The 18,103-nt window shown below is 73.9% G+C and carries 19 protein-coding genes; 13 read left to right on the top strand and 6 right to left on the bottom strand.

Features of this window, described 5'->3' with window-relative positions:
- Positions 1-8 precede the first annotated feature (8 nt).
- Positions 9-1,565, top strand: a complete 1,557-nt coding sequence (locus HTZ77_RS47475) for a phospholipase D family protein (RefSeq protein WP_175590117.1) — start codon at positions 9-11, stop codon at positions 1,563-1,565.
- 74 nt (positions 1,566-1,639) lie between these two features.
- Here the strand turns inward: HTZ77_RS47475 and HTZ77_RS47470 are convergent, their stop codons facing one another.
- Together HTZ77_RS47470 and HTZ77_RS14755 are read right to left on the bottom strand one after the other, a co-directional pair.
- Positions 1,640-2,542, bottom strand: coding sequence for a MauE/DoxX family redox-associated membrane protein (locus HTZ77_RS47470; RefSeq protein ID WP_175590116.1), 903 nt, complete (start codon positions 2,540-2,542; stop codon positions 1,640-1,642).
- Positions 2,539-3,216, bottom strand: a complete 678-nt coding sequence (locus HTZ77_RS14755; protein ID WP_328808597.1) for an ATP-binding cassette domain-containing protein — start codon at positions 3,214-3,216, stop codon at positions 2,539-2,541. Before HTZ77_RS14755 ends, HTZ77_RS47470 begins: the two co-directional genes overlap by 4 nt.
- On the opposite strand from HTZ77_RS14755, the gene HTZ77_RS46165 reads away from it, so the two are divergent.
- Positions 3,191-3,991 (top strand): lanthionine synthetase LanC family protein, encoded by an 801-nt coding sequence (locus HTZ77_RS46165; protein ID WP_235994667.1) that lies wholly within the window; start codon positions 3,191-3,193, stop codon positions 3,989-3,991. The genes HTZ77_RS14755 and HTZ77_RS46165 overlap by 26 nt on opposite strands.
- A 38-nt stretch (positions 3,992-4,029) precedes the next feature.
- Here HTZ77_RS46165 and aroQ read toward each other — a convergent pair whose 3' ends face one another.
- Positions 4,030-4,482 carry a type II 3-dehydroquinate dehydratase gene (gene aroQ, locus HTZ77_RS14745; RefSeq protein ID WP_175590114.1) on the bottom strand — a complete coding sequence of 151 codons (453 nt, stop codon included), beginning with the start codon at positions 4,480-4,482 and terminating at the stop codon, positions 4,030-4,032.
- A gap of 104 nt (positions 4,483-4,586) precedes the next feature.
- On the opposite strand from aroQ, the gene HTZ77_RS14740 reads away from it, so the two are divergent.
- On the top strand, positions 4,587-5,171 hold the full coding sequence (locus HTZ77_RS14740; RefSeq protein ID WP_175590113.1) for a DUF305 domain-containing protein: 585 nt from the start codon (positions 4,587-4,589) through the stop codon (positions 5,169-5,171).
- An 86-nt stretch (positions 5,172-5,257) separates the two neighbouring features.
- Here the strand turns inward: HTZ77_RS14740 and HTZ77_RS14735 are convergent, their stop codons facing one another.
- On the bottom strand, positions 5,258-5,887 hold the full coding sequence (locus HTZ77_RS14735) for a putative sulfate exporter family transporter (protein ID WP_175590112.1): 630 nt from the start codon (positions 5,885-5,887) through the stop codon (positions 5,258-5,260).
- A gap of 247 nt (positions 5,888-6,134) precedes the next feature.
- On the opposite strand from HTZ77_RS14735, the gene HTZ77_RS14730 reads away from it, so the two are divergent.
- Entirely contained in the window at positions 6,135-7,055 is a 921-nt protein-coding gene (locus HTZ77_RS14730; RefSeq protein WP_175590111.1) for a glycoside hydrolase family protein, read from the top strand.
- Between the two features lie 46 nt (positions 7,056-7,101).
- Here HTZ77_RS14730 and HTZ77_RS14725 read toward each other — a convergent pair whose 3' ends face one another.
- On the bottom strand, positions 7,102-8,079 hold the full coding sequence (locus tag HTZ77_RS14725; protein ID WP_175590110.1) for a sulfotransferase family protein: 978 nt from the start codon (positions 8,077-8,079) through the stop codon (positions 7,102-7,104).
- Positions 8,080-8,152: 73 nt separating this feature from the next.
- Here HTZ77_RS14725 and HTZ77_RS14720 point away from each other — a divergent pair, with 73 nt between their 5' ends.
- Both HTZ77_RS14720 and HTZ77_RS14715 read left to right on the top strand, forming a co-directional pair.
- Complete coding sequence (locus tag HTZ77_RS14720; protein ID WP_175590109.1) at positions 8,153-9,502, top strand: lanthionine synthetase LanC family protein; 1,350 nt, start codon at positions 8,153-8,155, stop codon at positions 9,500-9,502.
- A gap of 194 nt (positions 9,503-9,696) precedes the next feature.
- Positions 9,697-9,852: a hypothetical protein gene (locus tag HTZ77_RS14715; protein ID WP_175590108.1), complete on the top strand. Its 156-nt coding sequence runs from the start codon at positions 9,697-9,699 to the stop codon at positions 9,850-9,852.
- A gap of 3 nt (positions 9,853-9,855) precedes the next feature.
- On the opposite strand, the gene HTZ77_RS14710 is transcribed toward HTZ77_RS14715, so the two are convergent.
- The gene (locus tag HTZ77_RS14710; protein ID WP_205302627.1) at positions 9,856-10,623 is read right to left on the bottom strand and encodes a hypothetical protein; all 768 of its coding nucleotides are present in this window, start codon (positions 10,621-10,623) and stop codon (positions 9,856-9,858) included.
- Positions 10,624-10,734: 111 nt separating this feature from the next.
- Between HTZ77_RS14710 and HTZ77_RS14705 the strand changes: the two genes are divergently transcribed.
- From HTZ77_RS14705 to HTZ77_RS46155, 7 genes are read left to right on the top strand one after another with little or no spacing between them, the layout of a single operon-like run.
- Positions 10,735-12,363: a TIGR04028 family ABC transporter substrate-binding protein gene (locus HTZ77_RS14705; RefSeq protein WP_175590107.1), complete on the top strand. Its 1,629-nt coding sequence runs from the start codon at positions 10,735-10,737 to the stop codon at positions 12,361-12,363.
- Positions 12,360-13,298: an ABC transporter permease gene (locus HTZ77_RS14700; RefSeq protein ID WP_175590106.1), complete on the top strand. Its 939-nt coding sequence runs from the start codon at positions 12,360-12,362 to the stop codon at positions 13,296-13,298. The genes HTZ77_RS14705 and HTZ77_RS14700 overlap by 4 nt, the downstream gene beginning before the upstream one ends.
- Complete coding sequence (locus HTZ77_RS14695) at positions 13,295-14,083, top strand: ABC transporter permease (protein WP_175590105.1); 789 nt, start codon at positions 13,295-13,297, stop codon at positions 14,081-14,083. The genes HTZ77_RS14700 and HTZ77_RS14695 overlap by 4 nt, the downstream gene beginning before the upstream one ends.
- Positions 14,080-15,858 carry a dipeptide ABC transporter ATP-binding protein gene (locus HTZ77_RS14690; RefSeq protein WP_175590104.1) on the top strand — a complete coding sequence of 593 codons (1,779 nt, stop codon included), beginning with the start codon at positions 14,080-14,082 and terminating at the stop codon, positions 15,856-15,858. Before HTZ77_RS14695 ends, HTZ77_RS14690 begins: the two co-directional genes overlap by 4 nt.
- Positions 15,855-16,892 carry a putative FMN-dependent luciferase-like monooxygenase gene (locus tag HTZ77_RS14685; RefSeq protein ID WP_175590103.1) on the top strand — a complete coding sequence of 346 codons (1,038 nt, stop codon included), beginning with the start codon at positions 15,855-15,857 and terminating at the stop codon, positions 16,890-16,892. The genes HTZ77_RS14690 and HTZ77_RS14685 overlap by 4 nt, the downstream gene beginning before the upstream one ends.
- The gene (locus HTZ77_RS46160) at positions 16,889-17,509 is read left to right on the top strand and encodes a CMD domain protein (protein WP_175590102.1); all 621 of its coding nucleotides are present in this window, start codon (positions 16,889-16,891) and stop codon (positions 17,507-17,509) included. Before HTZ77_RS14685 ends, HTZ77_RS46160 begins: the two co-directional genes overlap by 4 nt.
- A complete protein-coding gene (locus tag HTZ77_RS46155) occupies positions 17,506-18,099 on the top strand; it encodes an alkylhydroperoxidase domain protein (RefSeq protein WP_175590101.1) in 594 nt (197 codons plus the stop codon). The genes HTZ77_RS46160 and HTZ77_RS46155 overlap by 4 nt, the downstream gene beginning before the upstream one ends.
- Positions 18,100-18,103 lie beyond the last annotated feature (4 nt).

The raw sequence follows: 18,103 nt of genomic DNA, 5'->3' as shown, positions 1-18,103 counted from the left end.
GTCAGCGAATGGACCTCGCTGACTGGTTCCTCACGGACGAGGAACGCGGCAACCCGTCCACCCGGCTGGGCGCCTGGACCACGGGCAACCTGGTGCGTCCCCTGATCCACGGGGCGACGTACTTCGCCGAGCTCAAGGCGTGCCTGGAGAGCGCGCGCGAGGACGACCTGGTGCTGTTCGCCGACTGGCGCGGCGACCCCGACGAGCGGCTCACCGAGGACGGGCCGCGGATCTCCGACGCGCTGGCCGGGGCGGCGGCCAGAGGAGCGCTGGTCAGAGGGCTGATCTGGCGCTCCCACCTGGACGCGCTGCGCTTCAGCGCCGAGGAGAACCGCCACCTGGGCGAGAAGATCGAGGCGGCCGGCGGCCAGGCGCTGCTCGACACCCGGGTACGGCCCGGCGGCGCCCACCACCAGAAGTTCGTGGTCGTCCGGCGACCCGGCGACCCGGCCCATGACGTGGCCTTCGTCGGCGGCGTGGACCTGTGCCACAGCCGCCGCGACGACGCCTCCCACCACGGCGATCCGCAGGCCGCGCCCATGCCCGACGTCTACGGCGACAGCCCGCCCTGGCACGACATCCAGGCAGCGATCCACGGCCCGGCGGTGGCCGAGGTGGAGACCGTGTTCCGCGAGCGCTGGGAGGACCCGGCCCCGGAGACGCGGCAGCCGTTAAGACGCCTGCGCGACCATCTGGAACGGATGGACGACGTGCCCCCGCTGCCCCCGCCGGGCCCCGCTCCCGGCCGGGCCGGGACACACGCCGTGCAGCTCCTGCGGACGTATCCGTACCGGCGGAGCCCCTACCCGTTCGCCCCGCGCGGTGAGCGGAGCGTCGCCCGCGCCTACCGGAAGGTGCTGCGCCGGGCCCGCTCGCTCGTCTACCTGGAGGACCAGTACCTGTGGTCCACCGAGGTGATCGAGCCGTTCGCGGAGGCGCTGGAGCGCGAGGACGAGCTGCGCATGATCGTCGTCGTGCCCCGGCATCCCGACCAGGACGGCTGGCTGGCCGGTCCCGCGAGCCTCATCGGCCGGTCCGAGGCCCTGACCCGGCTGCGGGAGGCGGGCGGCGACCGGGTCGCGGTGTACGACCTGGAGAACCACGCGGGCACGCCGGTCTACGTGCACGCCAAGGTGTGCGTGGTGGACGACGTGTGGGCGACCGTCGGGTCCGACAACGTCAACCTGCGGTCGTGGACGTACGACTCGGAGCTGAGCTGCGCGGTGCTGGACGAGGAGCCCGACCCGCGCCCGCCCGCCGGTGGCCGCCGCTTCGCCCGGGACCTGCGGCTCGCGCTGGCCGCCGAGCACCTGGACCGCGACCCGGCCGACGTGGACGACCTGTGCGACCCGAAGGCGGCCTTCGAGGCGTTCGCGGAGTCGGCGCGGCGCCTGGAGTCCTGGCACCGGGATGAGCGCCGGGGCGCCCGGCCGCCCGGCCGGCTTCGTCCGCACCCGGCTCCCGAGCTGGGGCGCGTCCGCAAGCTGCTGGCCATGCCGCTCTACCGGGCGGCCGTCGACCCCGACGGGCGCCCGGCCGCCCTGCGCCGCTCCCGCCGCTTCTGACGCCCGCCCGGAGGACGCCCGCCCAGAGGACGCCCGCCCGGAGGACGCCCGCCCGGAGCCGGAGGGGCCGGGCGCTAGGACGGGGAGGGGGAGGCGGCGCCGTCGATGACGGTCCGGAGCTGGGCCGGGTCGGCGGCGCCCCCGGCGGCGAGGACCGTGCCCCGGCGGTCCGTCACCACCGCGTACGGCGGCCAGAGGATGTCGTTGCGGTCGTACACGTCCGGGTCCACCACGAGCGGCGGCCCGTCGGAGCCGAAGGACCCGTCCTTGGGGGCCGCGCTGACCAGCACGACCTCCATCCGGGCGGCCATGGCGGTGAAGTGGGGCAGCATCGTCGTGCACAGCCCGCACCCGGGCGAGACGAGCGCGTACAGGACCTGGTCGGCGGTCCGCTCCGGCGCGCCCTCCAGCGCGAAGGGAGTCCCGGGCCGGGGACCGTGTTCGACCGGGCTTCTCGTGGCCGTGACACCGGAGGCACGGCCGCCGCCCGGGCCGTGCCGTCCGCGCCCGGGCACCAGGAGGGGCAGCACGAACGCGACGCCCAGGAGCGCGGCGGCCACCGGCACCTGGAGCGGCGCGAACGGCGCCGGACCCGCCGCCACCGCCATGAGCGCGAGCACCAGGAGCACGCCCGTGCGCGCCATCGTGCCGGGCCCGACCAGATCACGGCCGCCGAAGCAGCCGCAGCCCACGCTCAGCCCGCGCCGCAGCACCGACCCCATCGCGCCGAGGAACACCGCGAACAGCAGCGCCGCCGCCACGGCCCCCCACGGGCGCGTCACCGGCGCCAGCAGCAGCGCAGCCGCCGCCACCTCGACGACGAGCACGGCCACGGCCGCGGGCAGGGCCAGCGGGGCCGGCAGCACCCGGTAGCCCCCGATCGTCGCCGCGAACGCGCGGACGTCGCGGATCTTGCCGAGCGCCGCACCCAGCAGCACGGCCGCCACCGCGAGCGGGGCCGACGCGAGGACGATCACGACACCTCCTGGTAGGCCGACGCCTGCAGGGCGTAGAGGTCGGCGTAGAGCCCGTCGCGTGCCATCAGCTCCTCGTGCGTGCTCTGCTCGGCCACGCGCCCGTGGTCGAGGACGTAGATCCGGTCGGCGTAGCGGACGCTGGCCAGCCGGTGGGTGATGAGCACGATCGTACGTCCGTCGGCATGCGACCGGATGCGCTCGAACAGGGCATGCTCGGCCCGGGCGTCCAGCGCCGAGGTCGGCTCGTCGAAGATGACCAGGGCGGCGTCGCGGTAGAAGCCGCGCGCGACGGCGATGCGCTGCCACTGGCCGCCCGACAGGTCGTGCCCGCCGCGGAAGCGCCGGTCGAGCAGGGCGTCGTAGCCGTCCGGCAGGGCGTCCACCACCTCGTGCGCGCCCGACGCCCGCGCGGCGGCGGCCAGCCGGCCCTCGTCCACGGCCTCGCCCATGACGATGTTCTCGCGGACGGTCAGCGGCCAGCGCGTGTGGTCCTGCGCGATGACCGACACGTGGCGGCGCAGCGCGTCGGCGTCGAGCGTCGCGAGGTCGGCGCCGTCCCAGCGGACCGCGCCCGTGTCCGGCCGGTAGAGCCCGGCCAGGAGCTTGGCGAGCGTGGTCTTGCCCGAGCCGTTCTCGCCGACCAGGGCGATGACCTCGCCGCGGTTCACGGTCACGCTGACGCCCGACAGCGCGGGGCGGCCCGCTCCCGGCGCGGGGCACCTGGCCCTGGCGGCGATCGAGGACGACCCCCGGTACCTGGAGGTCGCGGCGGAGTGCGCCAGGCGCCTGCTGGCGGGGGAGGTCACCGCACCGGAGGAGGACGTCCCGCCGCCACCCGGGTCAGGCGTGGCGGTGGACGCCGCGTTCGCCCATGGCGCGGCGGGCTGCGCGGACTTCCTGCTCTCCTACCACGAGGCCACCGGTGACCCGGCGGCCGGCGAGGCGGCCAGGGAGCGGTTCGAGGAGCTGGCCGTACGGGCCGAAGCCATGCTCGGCGAGCTGGCGGGGCCGGACGCGCGGCCGATGGGCGCGTCCTGGTGCCAGGGCGTGTCGGGCATCGCGAGCGCGTTCGCGCACGCGGCGACGGCGTACGGCGACGACGGCTACCTCGCGCTCGCCGAGCGCGGCGCGCTGGCGGGCCTGAAGGTCGCCCCTCACGCGTGGGTGGTCTCGCAGTGCTGCGGTATCGCGGGCATGGGCGAGGCGCTGATCGACCTGGCCGTGGTCACGGGCGACGACCGCTTCTGGCGCGGGGCCGAGGAGGTCGCCGAGCTGATGCTGACGCGGACCGGGGGAGAGCCGGAACGGCCGGTGTTCCCGGGCAACGACCTGGACAAGGCCGGGTACACCTGGGCGACGGGCACGGCGGGCGTGCTGTCGTTCCTGCGCCGGCTGGACCGCCGGTCGGGCACGCGCCTGTGGACGGCCGCCTGGCGCCTGCCCGGATAGGACCCGCGCCCGCCCGAACGGGGCCGGCGCGGTCCGTCCTACGCCCGGGTCGCGTGGTACAGGCCGTTGATGGCCAGGGCGTAGCCGTACACGCCGAAGCCGACCACGATGCCGCGCGCGACCGGCGACAGGTACGAGTGGTGCCGGAACTCCTCGCGCCGGTGGACGTTGGAGATGTGCACCTCGACCACGGGCAGCTCGGCGCCCTCGATGGCGTCGTGCAGCGCGATCGAGGTGTGCGTGTAGGCGCCGGCGTTGAAGACGGCGCCGATGCACCGGCCCGCCTTGACCTCCGCGCCCGCCTCCTGGATCCAGTCGACGAGCTGCCCCTCGTGGTTGGACTGCCGGAACACCGTGTCCAGGCCCAGCTTGCCGGCCTCCTGGCGGCACAGCTCCTCCACGTCGGCCAGCGTGGCGGAGCCGTAGATCTCCGGCCGCCGGGTGCCGAGCAGGTTGAGGTTGGGGCCGTTGAGAATCAGAACCGAGGTCACAGCGGGAGACTAACGCGAGCCGTGAACCGGCGCGGCGGGTGGCGCGTACCTCGGGGCGACGGGTCCGCCCGACCCCACGCCCCCGACCCCTCCGAGGAGCGATCATGCCTCAGCAGCGCATCGTGGCGGTTCTGGCCGTGCTGGGATTCCAGCTCGTCGCCGGATGCTCCGCGGTCTCCCAGGCCCAGCCCGCCCAGCCGGCTCCGCCCGCGGCGGCGGCCGGAGTGGCGGCGGAAGGCGGCCACGCGGAGTCCGACGTCACGTTCTCGCAGGAGATGATCGTCCACCACCGGATGACGATCATGCTGGCCGAGCCGGCGGTCGAGCGCGGCGGCAGCGCGTACGTGCGCGACCTCGCCCGCGAGCTCATCGACGGCGAGAAGAAGGACATCACGCAGATGACGTCGTGGCTGCGCTCGTGGAAGGCCGAGGTGCCGGAGGAGAGCCATGCGGGCCATGACATGGCGGGCATGGCGTCGGCCAAGGACGTGGAGGAGCTGAAGGGCCTGTCCGGTTCGGCGTTCGACCGCGCGTGGCTCAAGGCGCTGGCCGACCACCTGGAAGCGGGCGTGAAGATGTCCGAGGTCGCGCAGGCCATGGGCAAGCACGCGCCCACGGTCAAGCTGGCCCGCCGGCTCGTCGAGGAGCAGCGCGAGCAGGTCGCCGCCATCAAGGAACACCTCGCCTGAGCCGCCGCCCGCGAGCCCGCGGCTGGGCAGCGGCGCCCGCGAGCCCGCGGCTGGGAGGCGGCGCCCGCGAGCCGCGGCGGCGCCGGTCAGGCGGAGAAGCCGCTGAACAGCACCACGGCGAGCCCCAGGGCGACCAGCACGTTCACCACCGTCGCACTCGCGAACACCGCCACCGGCCGCCAGCCCGCCTCCCGCAGCGACGACACCCGGAACTCCAGCCCGATGCTGACGAACGCCAGGATCAGGAACCAGGTACGCAGGTCGTTGGCCACGCCGACGACCGCCTTGCCCTCGGCCGCGCTCACGGTGGAGATCCACCAGGTGGTGATCACCGACGCGGCCACGAAGCCCAGCACGAACTTCGGGAACCGCCGCCACAGCCCGCCGAGCCCCGGCCGGGACGCGTCGGGCCGCCGCTCGACCCGGAACGCGAACCACGCGGTCAGCGCCACCACGACCACGCCGAGGGCGATGGCGTAGACGGGGAACTCCACGGCCTTGGCCAGGCCGGATCCGTCGAACCAGACGGGTACGCTCCTGTCCAGGAACCTCGTCGCGGCCCCGAGGACGAGGACGACGAGCACGCCTGACGCGGCCCACGGCAACGTGCCGGCCCGCTCCGGGCTCGCCGGTCCGAGCCCGAGGACCGTGGCCGCCCAGTCCTCGCTGATCGCGGTGCGGCCGGCGTCGTCGGCAGGGGTGTCTCGTGTGCTCATGGGAGCGCCTTTCCGCCAGGGAGGGTCCGCGAAGGAGGGGCCACGAGGGGCGGTGACGGGAGACGGGCGGAGGCACCCCCAGTCCCTCCGCCCGCTCATCGCCGATCCCGTCAGCGACCTCGATGATGCGTTATATTTCCCATGAAAGCAATAGGGAATATATGGATTAGTCAAGGATCTTGATCTCGACGCCAATGAAGGGCGAATCTGCATGAAGCTCCCGGTCCCGCCGCCTACCCTCGTGCCCATGCTGATCGAAGAGGGGAACGTCCCCGCCGTGGAGGCGTTCCTTCCGTCCCCTGAGCATTCGGTCGCCGCGATCGTGCCCGAGGCCCCCGGTGCCGGGCACTGGGTCGGCGCCCCCAGCGCGGTGGCGCACGACGGGGTGGTCCATCTCGCGTACCGGCTGCGCCGGCCCATCGGTGAGGGGCGCGGCCATGCCGTCGTCGTGGCCCGCTCCTCTGACGGCGAGCGCTTCGAGCCGCTGCTGACGATCACGCGCGAGGAGATGGACGCCGAGTCGCTGGAGCGTCCCACGCTCGTACGCCTGCCCGACGGGCGCTGGCGGCTCTACCTGAGCTGCGCCACGCACGGCACCAAGCACTGGCGGGTCGAGGTCCTCGAAGCGGACGACCCCGCCTCCTTCGACCCGGCCGGGCGCGTCACCGTCCTGCCCGGCGACCCGAAGACGGGCGTCAAGGACCCGGTCATCGTCCGGCGGGGCGGCACCTGGCACCTGTGGGCGTCCTGCCACCCCCTTGCCGACCCGGACGAGGCCGACCAGATGGTCACCGACTACGCGACCAGCGCCGACGGCCTCACCTGGACCTGGCAGGGCACGGCCCTGAGCGGCCGTCCCGGCGTTTGGGACTCGCGCGGCACGCGGGTGAGCGCCGTGCGTTTCACGCCGGCCGGAGTGCTCGCCTTCTACGACGGCCGGGCCAGCGCCGCGGAGAACTACGAGGAGCGCACCGGGGTCGCCTTCGGCGCCGACCCCGCGGCTCTGACGCCGCTGGGCGACGCCCCCGCCGCCTCCTCTCCGCACGGGGGCGGCGGGCTGCGCTACCTGGACGTGGTGGACCTGCCGGAGGGCGGGGTGCGGCTGTTCTACGAGTACACCTGCGCGGACGGCAGCCACGAGCTGCGCACGGAGCTCCGCCCGGCCTGAGCCCGCGCCTCCCCGTCGAGGCGCGGGCCCGGCCCCGGACAGAGGCTCAGAGCGGCTTCGGGCGGCCGTTGCGGGACTGGCGCTGGCCCGGCGGGCGGGCGCCCACCAGGCCGCCCGATCGTTCCCGGGGCTGCAGCCAGTCGCTGAAGTCGGCCCCCGTCACTCGTTGCAGCAGCTCGACGTCCTCGGCGAAGTACGGGATCAGGGCCCGCCGCTGCTCCCAGGTGAGCGGGCGGCGCGGATTGCCGTGGCGCTGGAGCAGGTGCTCCAGGCGGTGGTTCAGCGCCCGCTCCAGCCCATGGGGCAGGACGCGCGCCGCCCGGGCCGTCACCGACAGCAGGCGCTGCCGTCCGCCCTCCTCGGGATGAGCGGTCACGTTCTCCCGGGGTACCTCGGTGAGCAGGCCCCGCTCGACCCCGAGGAACCCGCAGATGCGGTCCAGAGTGTCGGCGGGCCGGTCCACGAGATCGCGGTAACGGAAGACGAGGACCTGGTCGCGAGGGAAGAGGGTGTACAGGTGTGCGAGCTGCTGGCCGTAGCGGCCGAGTCCGACGTAGTGCCAGAAGTGCGCCCATCCGGCCGCGATGCGGCGGCGCTCGTCGGCGCAGGCCCGCACCACGTCGCCGATCGGTTCGAGCCCGGCCGACCACAGGTGGGTCCAGTTGGAGTGGGCCCGCTCGACCGGGTCGCGCAGGATGGCGATGAGCTTCGCGTGCGGGATGAGGGCGTGGATGCGCCGCTGCGCGTCGAGGTCGTACAGGTAGAACGGGGTGGCCTCGCCGAGCAGGGCGCCCGTCGGCGCGTCGGCGAACAGGGCCTCGTAGTCCGGCCTGCGCCAGACGTGCTCCCGGTAGGTGGGCGCGTCGCCGGGGCCGCCACGGGTGGGAGGCGGCCCGTCGGTGAGGAAGAACTTGGGCTCCTTCACCTGGGACAGGTGGAGCCGGGGGTGTTGCTGGAGCGCGGCGTGCAGGGCCGTCGTGCCGGCCTTGGGGGCGCCGATCACCAGGAAGTGGGGCAGCGGCATCGTCCTCGTCCTTCCTTCCCTCCAGTGCCAAGTAATCCTTATTTTCCTACCAAATGTGTGGGATAATCTAGTCATGAGTCTGGACAGGACCCGTTCGCCGAGCGCCCGCGCGGAATCCCCGCTGACCGCCGCGATCCTGGCCGGCAGGTGGATCAGGTCGGCGGCGGTCGACGACGAGCACGGGCGCTACTGGCGCGCGAACCCCGACCCTCGCGGGCGACCGGCGGCCACCCCCGAGGAGCCCTGGTCGCTCTACTCGGGCGGCGCGGGCATCGTGCTGTTCTTCCTGGAACTTGCCGCCGCCACCGGTCACGAGGCGTACCTCGACGACGCCCGGGCCGGGGCCCGGCGCCTCGCCGCCACCTGGCGTGACCAGGGCGAGCTCTCTCTCTACCATGGCCTGACCGGCGTCATGATCGCACTCATGGAGGCCGGATGGGCGCTGGGTGAGGCCAGTTTCGAGGCCGAGGCGAGGGCCATCGCCGACCTGATCGTCAGCCGGGGACGCACCGCCGACGGCGAGGCGGGCTGGTCGCCCGACCCGGCGCAGCGCGGTGACGGCGGCATCGTGCTCGGCCTGCTGCGCGCCGCCGCCCACCTGGGCGTGCCGGCCTACGAGGAGTTCGCCGTCGAGGCGGGCCTGCGCATCGCCCGGCTGCCGGTGCCCGGCCATCGCTTCGGCGACTGCGCCGACCTGCCGGTGGACGCCGTCACGCCGGGATTCCTCGCCGGTACGGCCGGCACGGCGTTCCTGCTGGCCCGCCTGTACGGGGTCAGCGGCGACGACCGCTTCCTGCGGGCCGCCCGCAGCGGCGCCGACTTCGTGCGCGAGGTCAGCATCGTGAGCGGCGACTGCGCGGTCGTGCCGCACCACGTGCCGCACGCCAGGGGGCTGCACTACCTGGGCTTCTGTTCGGGCTCTGCCGGGGTGGCGCGCATGTTCCACGAACTGCACCAGGTGGCCGGCGACCCGCGCGACCTCGAATGGGTCGAGCGCCTGGCGCGCGGCATCACGAGCAGCGGCGTGCCGTACCGGCAGACCGAGGGCTACTGGAACGTGGCCTGCCAGTGCTGCGGGGCCGCCGGGCTGATCGAGCTGTTCGTGGGCCTCTGGGCGGCGACCGGGCGCGTGGCGCACCTCGACTACGCCCGCACGCTGGCCGGCAACCTCATCGGCCGCGCCACCGACCACGACGGCCACGGCTACCGGTGGTACCAGGCGTACCGGCGGTTGCGGCCGGAGGAGGTCAGCGCCGACACGGGCTACATGGTCGGCGCCGCCGGCGTCGGCGCGGCGCTGCTGCATCTCGACGCCGCCGGACAGGCCGCCCGGGCGCGCCGGGTGATCCTGCTGCCCGACAACCCGTTCCCCGCGATCCCGCTGCCGTCCACCGCCCTGACCCCGCCCGGCGAAGGCCACTGACCGGCCGCTTCGCCGGGCCGGCTATTTCCTGCGACCCGCCGATGACCGCGCCCACGGACGCGACCGCCTGGCCGCCTCCTGACGCCCTTCACCGCCGCGATCGTCCCGTCGCCTCCTGGCGGCCTGATCCGGGTTACCCTGTCCTGCTTCCTCACGCCGGGCGTACCGGCGCGCCTCTCCTGGAGGAGTCCTCCGTGACCAGCACCAGACCGGCCCCCGCCCAGGGTCCGAACGAGCCGGAGGAGTTCCCCGGCGACGTCCACTGGTACGACCTGCCCGACGACGACGCCGAACCCGACGACGACGCAGAACCCGACGAGGGTGCGGGCCCGCCCGCCTGGTGGGCCTGACGGTCAGGCGTCGGTCCGCTGCGCGGCGGCCCAGGCGCGCAGTTCTCGTACGGCCTCCTCGCGCGACGTGAGGCCCCGTTCGGCGTGGACGTCCTGGAGGTGACGGATGGCGGCGCCCACCATCGGTCCCGGAGGGAGGCCGAGCACGTCCATGACGGCGCCGCCGTCCAGGACCACCGGGACGTCAGTCCGCCGCCGGTGTCCGTCCGCCTCCCGGGCGGCGCGAGCCGTCTCCTCGCGCTCCCTCTCGCGCTCCTCGTACCACTCGTCGTAGGTCCCCGCCCATGCGGCGCGCGTGGCGAGCCACGCCCACCCGTCCTCGTCGCTCTCGCGACCGAGCCCCACGGTCAGGAACAGGTCGCGGTCGCCGCCGGGAACCGCGCCGAGGAGGGCGAGGGCCGCGTTGATCGGCCAGCCCTGCCGTGGGCCGCCGAAGTCCCACGTGTGCGCCGGGCCCCACACCCCGGCGCCGGCCCGCCACACCCTGGCGGACTGGTACCCGTGACCGCCGTGGAAGTCCGCCTCCACCAAGGCCACCGGCCCGCCGCGCGACCATTCGCCCAACACCTGGTCGAAGCCGGGGGACAGCAAGGAGAAGGGCCGCTCCTGTGACGGATGGGGGTTCCGCGTGGGTGCCGGGCCGCCCAACTCCTCGACGAGAGACCGGCTGAGAGGGACCAGCCCCAGGCGCTGCTCAAGCGGGGCGACGAGCCCGGCAACGCTTCTGAGCCGGTCGAACTCCCCGATGGCGGCCATGAGGCGATAGGGCATGGCCGGATGCTAGCAACGTCTCAGCATGCGACCCCATATTGCCTACAAATCAAGTAGGTATATATGGTTTTTACGCCACACAGGCTTCCCTGTTCCATGAAGGGCATCCCCATGTCATCGTCCGCACCCCGTCCCGTCCTCGCGTCCCTGGCCGTCGCCGCCGCCGCCTGCCTGCTCAGCGCCTGTGGCGGCGGCGGGACGGCTCCGGCCGCCGGCGCGGCGGCCGCCGGCAAGCCGGTGTACGGGGGGACGCTGACCTACCTCGAACACCAGGCGCCCACGTGCCTCTACCTGCCGGCCGCCGGCTTCTATCCGAACGGCGGCGTCCTCAACCAGCTCACCGACAAGCTGACCTGGCAGAACCCCGAGACGCTGAAGATCGAGCCGTGGATCGCCACCTCCTGGGAGGTGAACAAGGACGCCACGCTCTACACCTTCCACCTGCGCGACGGCGTCACCTTCAGCGACGGCACGCCCCTCGACGCCGACGCGGTCGCCGCCAACTTCGACGTGTACGGCAAGGGCGACCCCAAGCTGAAGCTGCCCGTCGCCGAGTTCGTCAACAACTACGAGCGCAGCGAGGTCGTCGACCGGAACACCGTGCGCTTCCACTTCGACAAGCCCTCGCCCGGCTTCCTCCAGGGCACCTCCGTCATCGGCGCCGGCCTGGTGTCGAAGAAGACGATCTCCCTGCCGTACGAGGAGCAGTGTCAGCTCAAGAACGTCGTCGGCTCCGGCCCGTTCACGGTCGCGAACCAGGTCGTGGACAAGGAGATCGACCTGGCCGCCCGCAAGGACTACGACTGGGCGCCGAAGTCCAGTGAGCACCAGGGCCGCGCGTACCTCGACAAGATCAAGATCATCGTCACGCCGGAGGACAACGTCCGCGTCGGCGCGCTCACCTCCGGCCAGGCCGACTACGTCCGCTACGTGCAGGCCTACGACGAGCAGACCGTCAAGGACGCCGGATTCACGATCTACGCCGAGCCCACCCGGGGCGTCAACAACGGCCTCTACCTGCGCCCGGCCAACAGCATCCTGAAGGACGTCAAGGTCCGCCGGGCCCTGCAGAAGGGCACGAACGCCAAGGAGGTCGTCGACACCCTGTTCACCCCGAGCTACCCGGTCGCCACCTCCGTGCTCAGCCACCTCGCGCAGGGCTACGTCGACCTGTCCAAGGAGCTCGCCCACGACCCCGAGGCCGCCGCGAAGCTGCTCGACGAGGCCGGCTGGGCGAAGGGCGCCGACGGCGTCCGCGAGAAGGACGGCGCCAAGCTCCAGCTCGGCGTCTTCGTCTCCGGCCCCCAGCCGCTGTCCAAGCAGACCCTCGAACTGGTCGGCCAGCAGTGGGCCAAGCTCGGCGTCAAGCTGGAGATCCGCCCCGCCGACGCCGGCACCCAGGCCGTGGACATCAAGAACGCCGAGAAGACCGCCATCGCCCACTCCATGGTCGGCCGCGCCGACCAGGACGTCATCAAGAGCCACTTCCACACGAAGAACCGCGACGTCATCCTGTCGAACGACGACAAGCTGGACCGGCTGCTGGAGGAGGAGTCGGCCCTGCCCGACGAGGCCGCGCGCAACGCCAAGGTCGCCGAGATCCAGCGGTACGTGGTGGACCAGGCGTACGCGATCCCGCTGTTCGAGGAGCCGCAGGTGTACGGCGTGGCCCCGAACGTCCACGGCGTCGCCTTCGAGGCGGTGGCCCGGCCCAGCTTCTACTCGGTCTGGAAGTCATGAGCGGATCCGCCAGATACCTCCTGTCGCGGGCCGGGCAGGCGGCGCTCGTCCTGTGGGCCGCCTTCACCGCCGGATACGTCCTCCTCCAGCTCCTGCCCGGCGACGCCATCCTCATCAAGTTCCAGAACCCCGAGCTCGGCCTGTCGCCGGAGCAGATCGCCGAGATCCGCTCCTACTACGGCACGGACGGCCCCGGCGCCTACCTGCACACGCTGCTCGGCTTCCTGCGGGGCGACTTCGGCTACTCCATCGACACGGGCACCCCCGTGGCCGAGCGGCTGGCCGAGGGGCTCCCGGCCACCGCGAAGCTGGCGGGGGCGGCGTTCGCGCTGGCCGTGCTGATCGCCGTGGCCGTTGCGTTCGCCTCCTGCCACACCCGGCTGAAGTGGATCCGGGGGGCGCTCCAGGCGGTGCCGTCGCTGTTCGTCTCGGTGCCGGCGTTCTGGCTCGGCATCGTGCTCATCCAGGTGTTCTCCTTCCGGCTGCGGCTGGTGCCGGTGATCGGCGGCAGCGAGGTCCAGCAGCTCCTGCTGCCGGTGCTGACGCTGGCCGTGCCCATCTCCGCGCCCATCGCGCAGATCCTCGCGCGCAGCCTCGACCAGGTGCGGGCACAGCCGTTCGTGCCCGTCGTCGCCGCCAAGGGGGCCTCATCGGGGTGGATCCTGTGGCGGCACGTGGCGCGCAACGCCCTCCCGCCGACGCTGACCGTCGCCGGGCTGACGTTCGGCGAGCTCATCGCCGGGTCGGTGGTGACCGAGACGGTCTTCGGCCGCAACGGCGTCGGCCGGCTCACCGAGCAGGCGGTCAACGCCCAGGACACGCCGGTGCTGCTGGCGGTCGTCGTGCTCGCCGCGACGGTGTTCGTGCTGGTCAACCTGGTCGTGGACCTGCTGTACCCGGTGCTCGACCCCAGGCTGAGGAGGGTCGCCGCGTGAGGCCCGGCGTGATCCTGTCGTGGGCGCTGATCGTGCTCGTCGCCCTGTGGGCGCTCGTGCCCGGCGTGTTCACCGGGTACGACCCCATCTCCGGCGTTCCGGCGGAGAAGCTGCGCGCCCCCGGCCCGGGCCACCTGTTCGGCACCGACGCCGTGGGCCGCGACCTGTTCGCCCGGGTGGTGCACGGAGCCGTCCACTCGCTGTCGGGGGCGTTCGTCGCCGTCGCGGTCGGCCTGGTGCTCGGCACCCTGCTCGGCCTGGTCGCGGGCTCGGTGCGCGGGGCGCTGGACGAGATCGTCATGCGCGTCGTGGACGTGCTGCTGTCGGTGCCGGGGCTGCTCCTCGCGCTCACGGTCATCATCCTGCTCGGCCCCGGCACGGTGAACGTGGCCGTCGCCGTCGGGGTGGGATCCGTCGCCGCGTTCGCCCGGCTGGCGCGTTCGGAGGTGGTCCGGGTCCGGCGCACCGACTACGTGGAGGCGGCGTTCGGCAGCGGCGGGCGGTTCGCGGCGGTGCTGTGGCGGCACGTGCTGCCCAACTCGCTCGTCCCGGTCGTCGCGCTGGCCGCCCTCCAGTTCGGCGTCGCGATCCTGGCCATCTCGACGCTCGGCTTCCTCGGGTACGGCGCCGAGCCGCCCACGCCGGAGTGGGGGCTGCTCATCTCCGAGGGGCGCAACTACCTGGCCACGGCATGGTGGCTGACCACGCTGCCGGGAACGGTGGTGGTGGCGGTCGTGCTCGCCGCCAGCCGGATCAGCCGGTCCATCGGGAGGGAGGACGGATGAGCCTGCTGGAGGTACGCGACCTCACCGTGTCGTACGCGAGGCGGGGCCGCTGGGGCAGGCCGCACGCCCGCCCGGCGGTCCACGGGGTGTCGTTCACCGTGGAGCCCGGCGAGGTGGTCGCCGTCGTCGGGGAGTCCGGCTCCGGCAAGACCACCACGGCCCAGGCCGTCATCGGCCTGCTCCCGCCGAACGGACGCCTGGACGGCGGGGAGATCCTGCTCGGCGGCGCCGACATCGCCGGCTGGTCGCAGCGCCGGCTCCAGACGGTGCGCGGCGCCCAGATCGGCCTGGTCCCGCAGGACCCGGCCAACTCCCTCAACCCGGTCAAGCCCGTCGGCGTCCAGATCGGCGAGGCGCTGCGCATCCACCGGCGCGGCGACCGGCGCACGATCACCCGCCGGGTCGTCGAGCTGCTGGAGCGGGTCGGCCTTCCCGATCCCGAGGTACGGGCCCGGCAGTACCCGCACGAGCTGTCCGGCGGCATGCGCCAGCGCGTGCTGATCGCCGTCGCCGTCGCCCTCGAACCCCGGCTCGTCATCGCCGACGAGCCCACCAGCGCCCTGGACGTGACCGTGCAGCGGCGCATCCTCGACCTCATCGACGACCTGCGCGCCGAGTCGGGCACGGCTGTCCTGCTCGTCACCCACGACCTGGGCGTGGCGATGGACCGCTCCGACCGGCTGGTCGTGATGAAGGACGGCCGCATCGAGGAGCGGGGCGCCACCCGGGCCGTGCTCGACGCGCCCCAGGCCGCGTACACGGCCCGGCTGCTGCGCGACGCCCCGGCGCTCCGGGCACCGGAGCTCCTGTTCGCCCCGACCTCCGCGACCGCCGAGACCTCCGCGACCGCCGAGACCTCCGCGACCGCGGAGACCGCTCGGGACGCCCGGACCCCTCGGGCCGTCCCGGTCTCCACGCGCGCGTCAGGAGTCGAGGACGGGCCGCGCGAAGCGGCCGTCGTGGTGCGCGACCTGGTCAAGGAGTACCGCGCCGGCGGGCGGCCGTTCCGCGCCGTGGACGGGGTCTCGTTCGAGGTGCCGCGCGGCACCACCCACGCGCTCGTCGGCGAGTCGGGCTCGGGCAAGACCACCACGGCCCGCATGGTCATGCGGCTCGCCGAGCCCACGTCGGGGTCGGTCGCCATCGGCGGCGTCGAGACGGCCGGGCTGCGCGGCGCGCGGCTGCGGGCCCTGCGCCGGGACGTCCAGCTCGTCTACCAGAACCCGTACGGCTCGCTCGACCCCCGGCAGAGCATCGCCGACATCGTCGAGGAGCCGCTGCGCAACTTCGGGCTCGGCGACCGGCCGGCCCGCCGCGAGCGCGTGCGCGACCTGCTCGACCGGGTCGCGCTGCCCGCCGCCCTGCTCGGCCGCAGACCCCGCGAGCTGTCCGGCGGCCAGCGGCAGCGCGTCGCCATCGCCCGCGCGCTCGTGCCCGGCCCCCGGGTCGTGGTGCTCGACGAGGCGGTCTCCGCCCTCGACGTCAGCGTGCAGGCGCAGATCCTCGACCTGCTCGGGGAGCTGCAACGCGACCTCGGGCTCACCTACCTGTTCATCTCGCACGACCTGGCGGTGGTGCGGCAGATCTCGCACACCGTCTCCGTCATGAGCAAAGGACGCATCGTGGAATCCGGAACGACCCGGCAGCTCTTCGAGAGCCCCGGCCACGCCTACACCCGGGCACTGCTCGCCGCGGTGCCGGGCACGACGGCACGAACCACGCGGGCCGGGCAGGTCACGCGGGCCGAGCAGGCCAGGCAGGAGGTCACCCGATGACCGGCCGCCGCCTGGGGTTCTTCACCCGGCTCCTCGACGACGCCCCGCCCGCCGAGCGCTACCGCCTGGCCGCCGAGCAGATCGCGCACGCCGAACGCCACGGCTTCGACACCGCCTGGGTCGCCCAGCACCACTTCAGCGAGACCGAGGGCGGCCTGCCAGCCCCGCTCGTGTTCCTCGCCCACGTCGCGGCCCGGACCAGCCGCATCCGCCTGGGCACCGGCATCATCACGCTGCCCCTGGAGCACCCGGTACGGGTGGCCGAGGACACCGCCGTGCTCGACCAGCTCTCCGGCGGCCGGCTGGAGGTCGGCGTGGGCAGCGGTGGCACGCCGTCGTCGTTCGCCGCGTTCGGCCGCGACAGTTCCGAGCGCGCCGCCCTGTACGCCGACCACCTCGCGGTGCTGGTCAACGCCTGGTCGGGCGGCGATCTCGGCGGCGGCAACCGCCTCCACCCGGCCGCGCCGCGGCTGCTCGACGCCGTCTGGGAGGCCACGTTCTCGGTCGGCGGGGGCGAGCGCGCCGGGCGGGCCGGCAACGGCCTCATGCTGTCGCGCACCCAGCCGCGCCCCAAGGACGCGCCCGACCTGACGCTGGCCGAGATCCAGCGGCCCATCGTGGACGCCTACTACGAGCACCTGCCGGCCGGGGCGACGCCCAGGATCGTGGCCTCGCGCACGGCGTTCGTGGCCGACACGCGCGAGGAGGCGCTGCGGCACGCGGAGGCGGGCCTGGCGCGGGCCGTGCGGCACTTCGAGCTCGGCGGCTTCCCGGTGCCGGCGGACGGCGGCGTCGAGCGGCTGATCGCCGCGTTCGACGTCCACGTGGGCACGCCCGACGACGTGATCGCGAGCCTGCGCGCCGACCCCACGCTCGACCGGGTCACCGACCTGGTCTTCCAGGTCCATTCCGTCGATCCGCCGCACCCGCGGATCCTGCGCTCGATCGAGCTGCTCGCGACCGAGGTCGCCCCCGCGCTCGGCTGGACGCCCCAGCCCCCCACCGCATCCCCTACCGAACTGAGCAGGACATGAGCACCGACATCATCGACCGGCTGGCGGGCATCGACCCAGGCTCACCGCTCGACCGGCTCCGGCGCCGCCGCCCGGACGCCCGGGAGCACGCCCAGCGCGGCTACCTCGCCCTCTTCCCACAGGCCACCGGCAGCGACCCGGGAGGCGGCGGCGCGGGGGAGGTGAGCCTGGTGGAGCGGTACGCGGTGGCGGCGTTCGTCGCCGGGCTGCACCGCGACCCCGAGTCCGCCCGGCACTACGACGACCTGCTGGCCGCCCACGCCCCCGACCTGGCGGCGGTGGTGTCGGCCGAGGTGAAGGCCGCCGCCACCACGGGACCGTACGGGATCTACCCGGAGGGCCCGCTGGCCGGCGAGAGCGTCCCCGGCCCCGTCCATCGCGTGGGCGACCGCGCCGCGCTCGGCGACCGGCTCGCCGCCGCGCTGGAGCACGCGCACCTGCTCGTCTTCCGGCCGCGCGAAGCGGACCCGGAGGCGCTGCGGGCGCTGGCCCGCGCGGGCTGGAGCACGACCGGCGTCGTCACGCTCTCCCAGCTCGTGTCGTTCCTCACCTTCCAGATCCGGGTCGTCGCCGGGCTGCGCCTCCTCCGTACCGCCCAGAAGGGACCTCGTCCTTGACCGCCGCACCACTCGCCTTCACCACGGACCGGCTCGGCTGGGAGCCGTGGGTGGAGCCGCTCGCCGAGGCCGAGCTGACCGAAGCCCACCGCGAGGCGCTGGTCGACCGGGCCCGCGCCGCCTCGCCGTACTTCCGGCTGCTCGCCCGCGACCCCGCCGTCCTGCACGCGCGCACCAAGACCGACCTCGACGTCTTCCACAACGCCGACGGCGGCCTGCCGCGCGCCGAGCGCGAGCTGGCGGCCACCGCCACCTCCCGCCGCAACGGCTGCGTGTTCTGCGCCTCCGTGCACGCCCGCTTCGCCGAGCACTACGGCAAGCGGCCCGACGACGTCCGGCGGCTGCTGGACGAGGGGGTCGGCGCGCCGCAGGACCAGCTTTGGCGGGCGATCGTGGACGCGTCCGTGGCGCTCGCGGCCACGCCGCCGGCGCTGACCGGCGACCATCTCGAAGCGCTGCGCGCCGCCGGCCTGGACGACCTCGCGATCAGCGACGCGCTGCACGCGGCGGCGTTCTTCAACTGGGCCAACCGGCTGATGCTCTCGCTGGGCGAGCCGACCGCACCCGAGACTCCCGCTGGGAAGGAATGACGAA

The organism is Nonomuraea montanisoli (genome assembly GCF_013363975.1).
Lineage (GTDB): Bacteria > Actinomycetota > Actinomycetes > Streptosporangiales > Streptosporangiaceae > Nonomuraea > Nonomuraea montanisoli.
The sequence above is the reverse complement of the archived record's forward strand: the minus strand, read 5'-3'. Positions and strand labels throughout refer to the sequence as shown.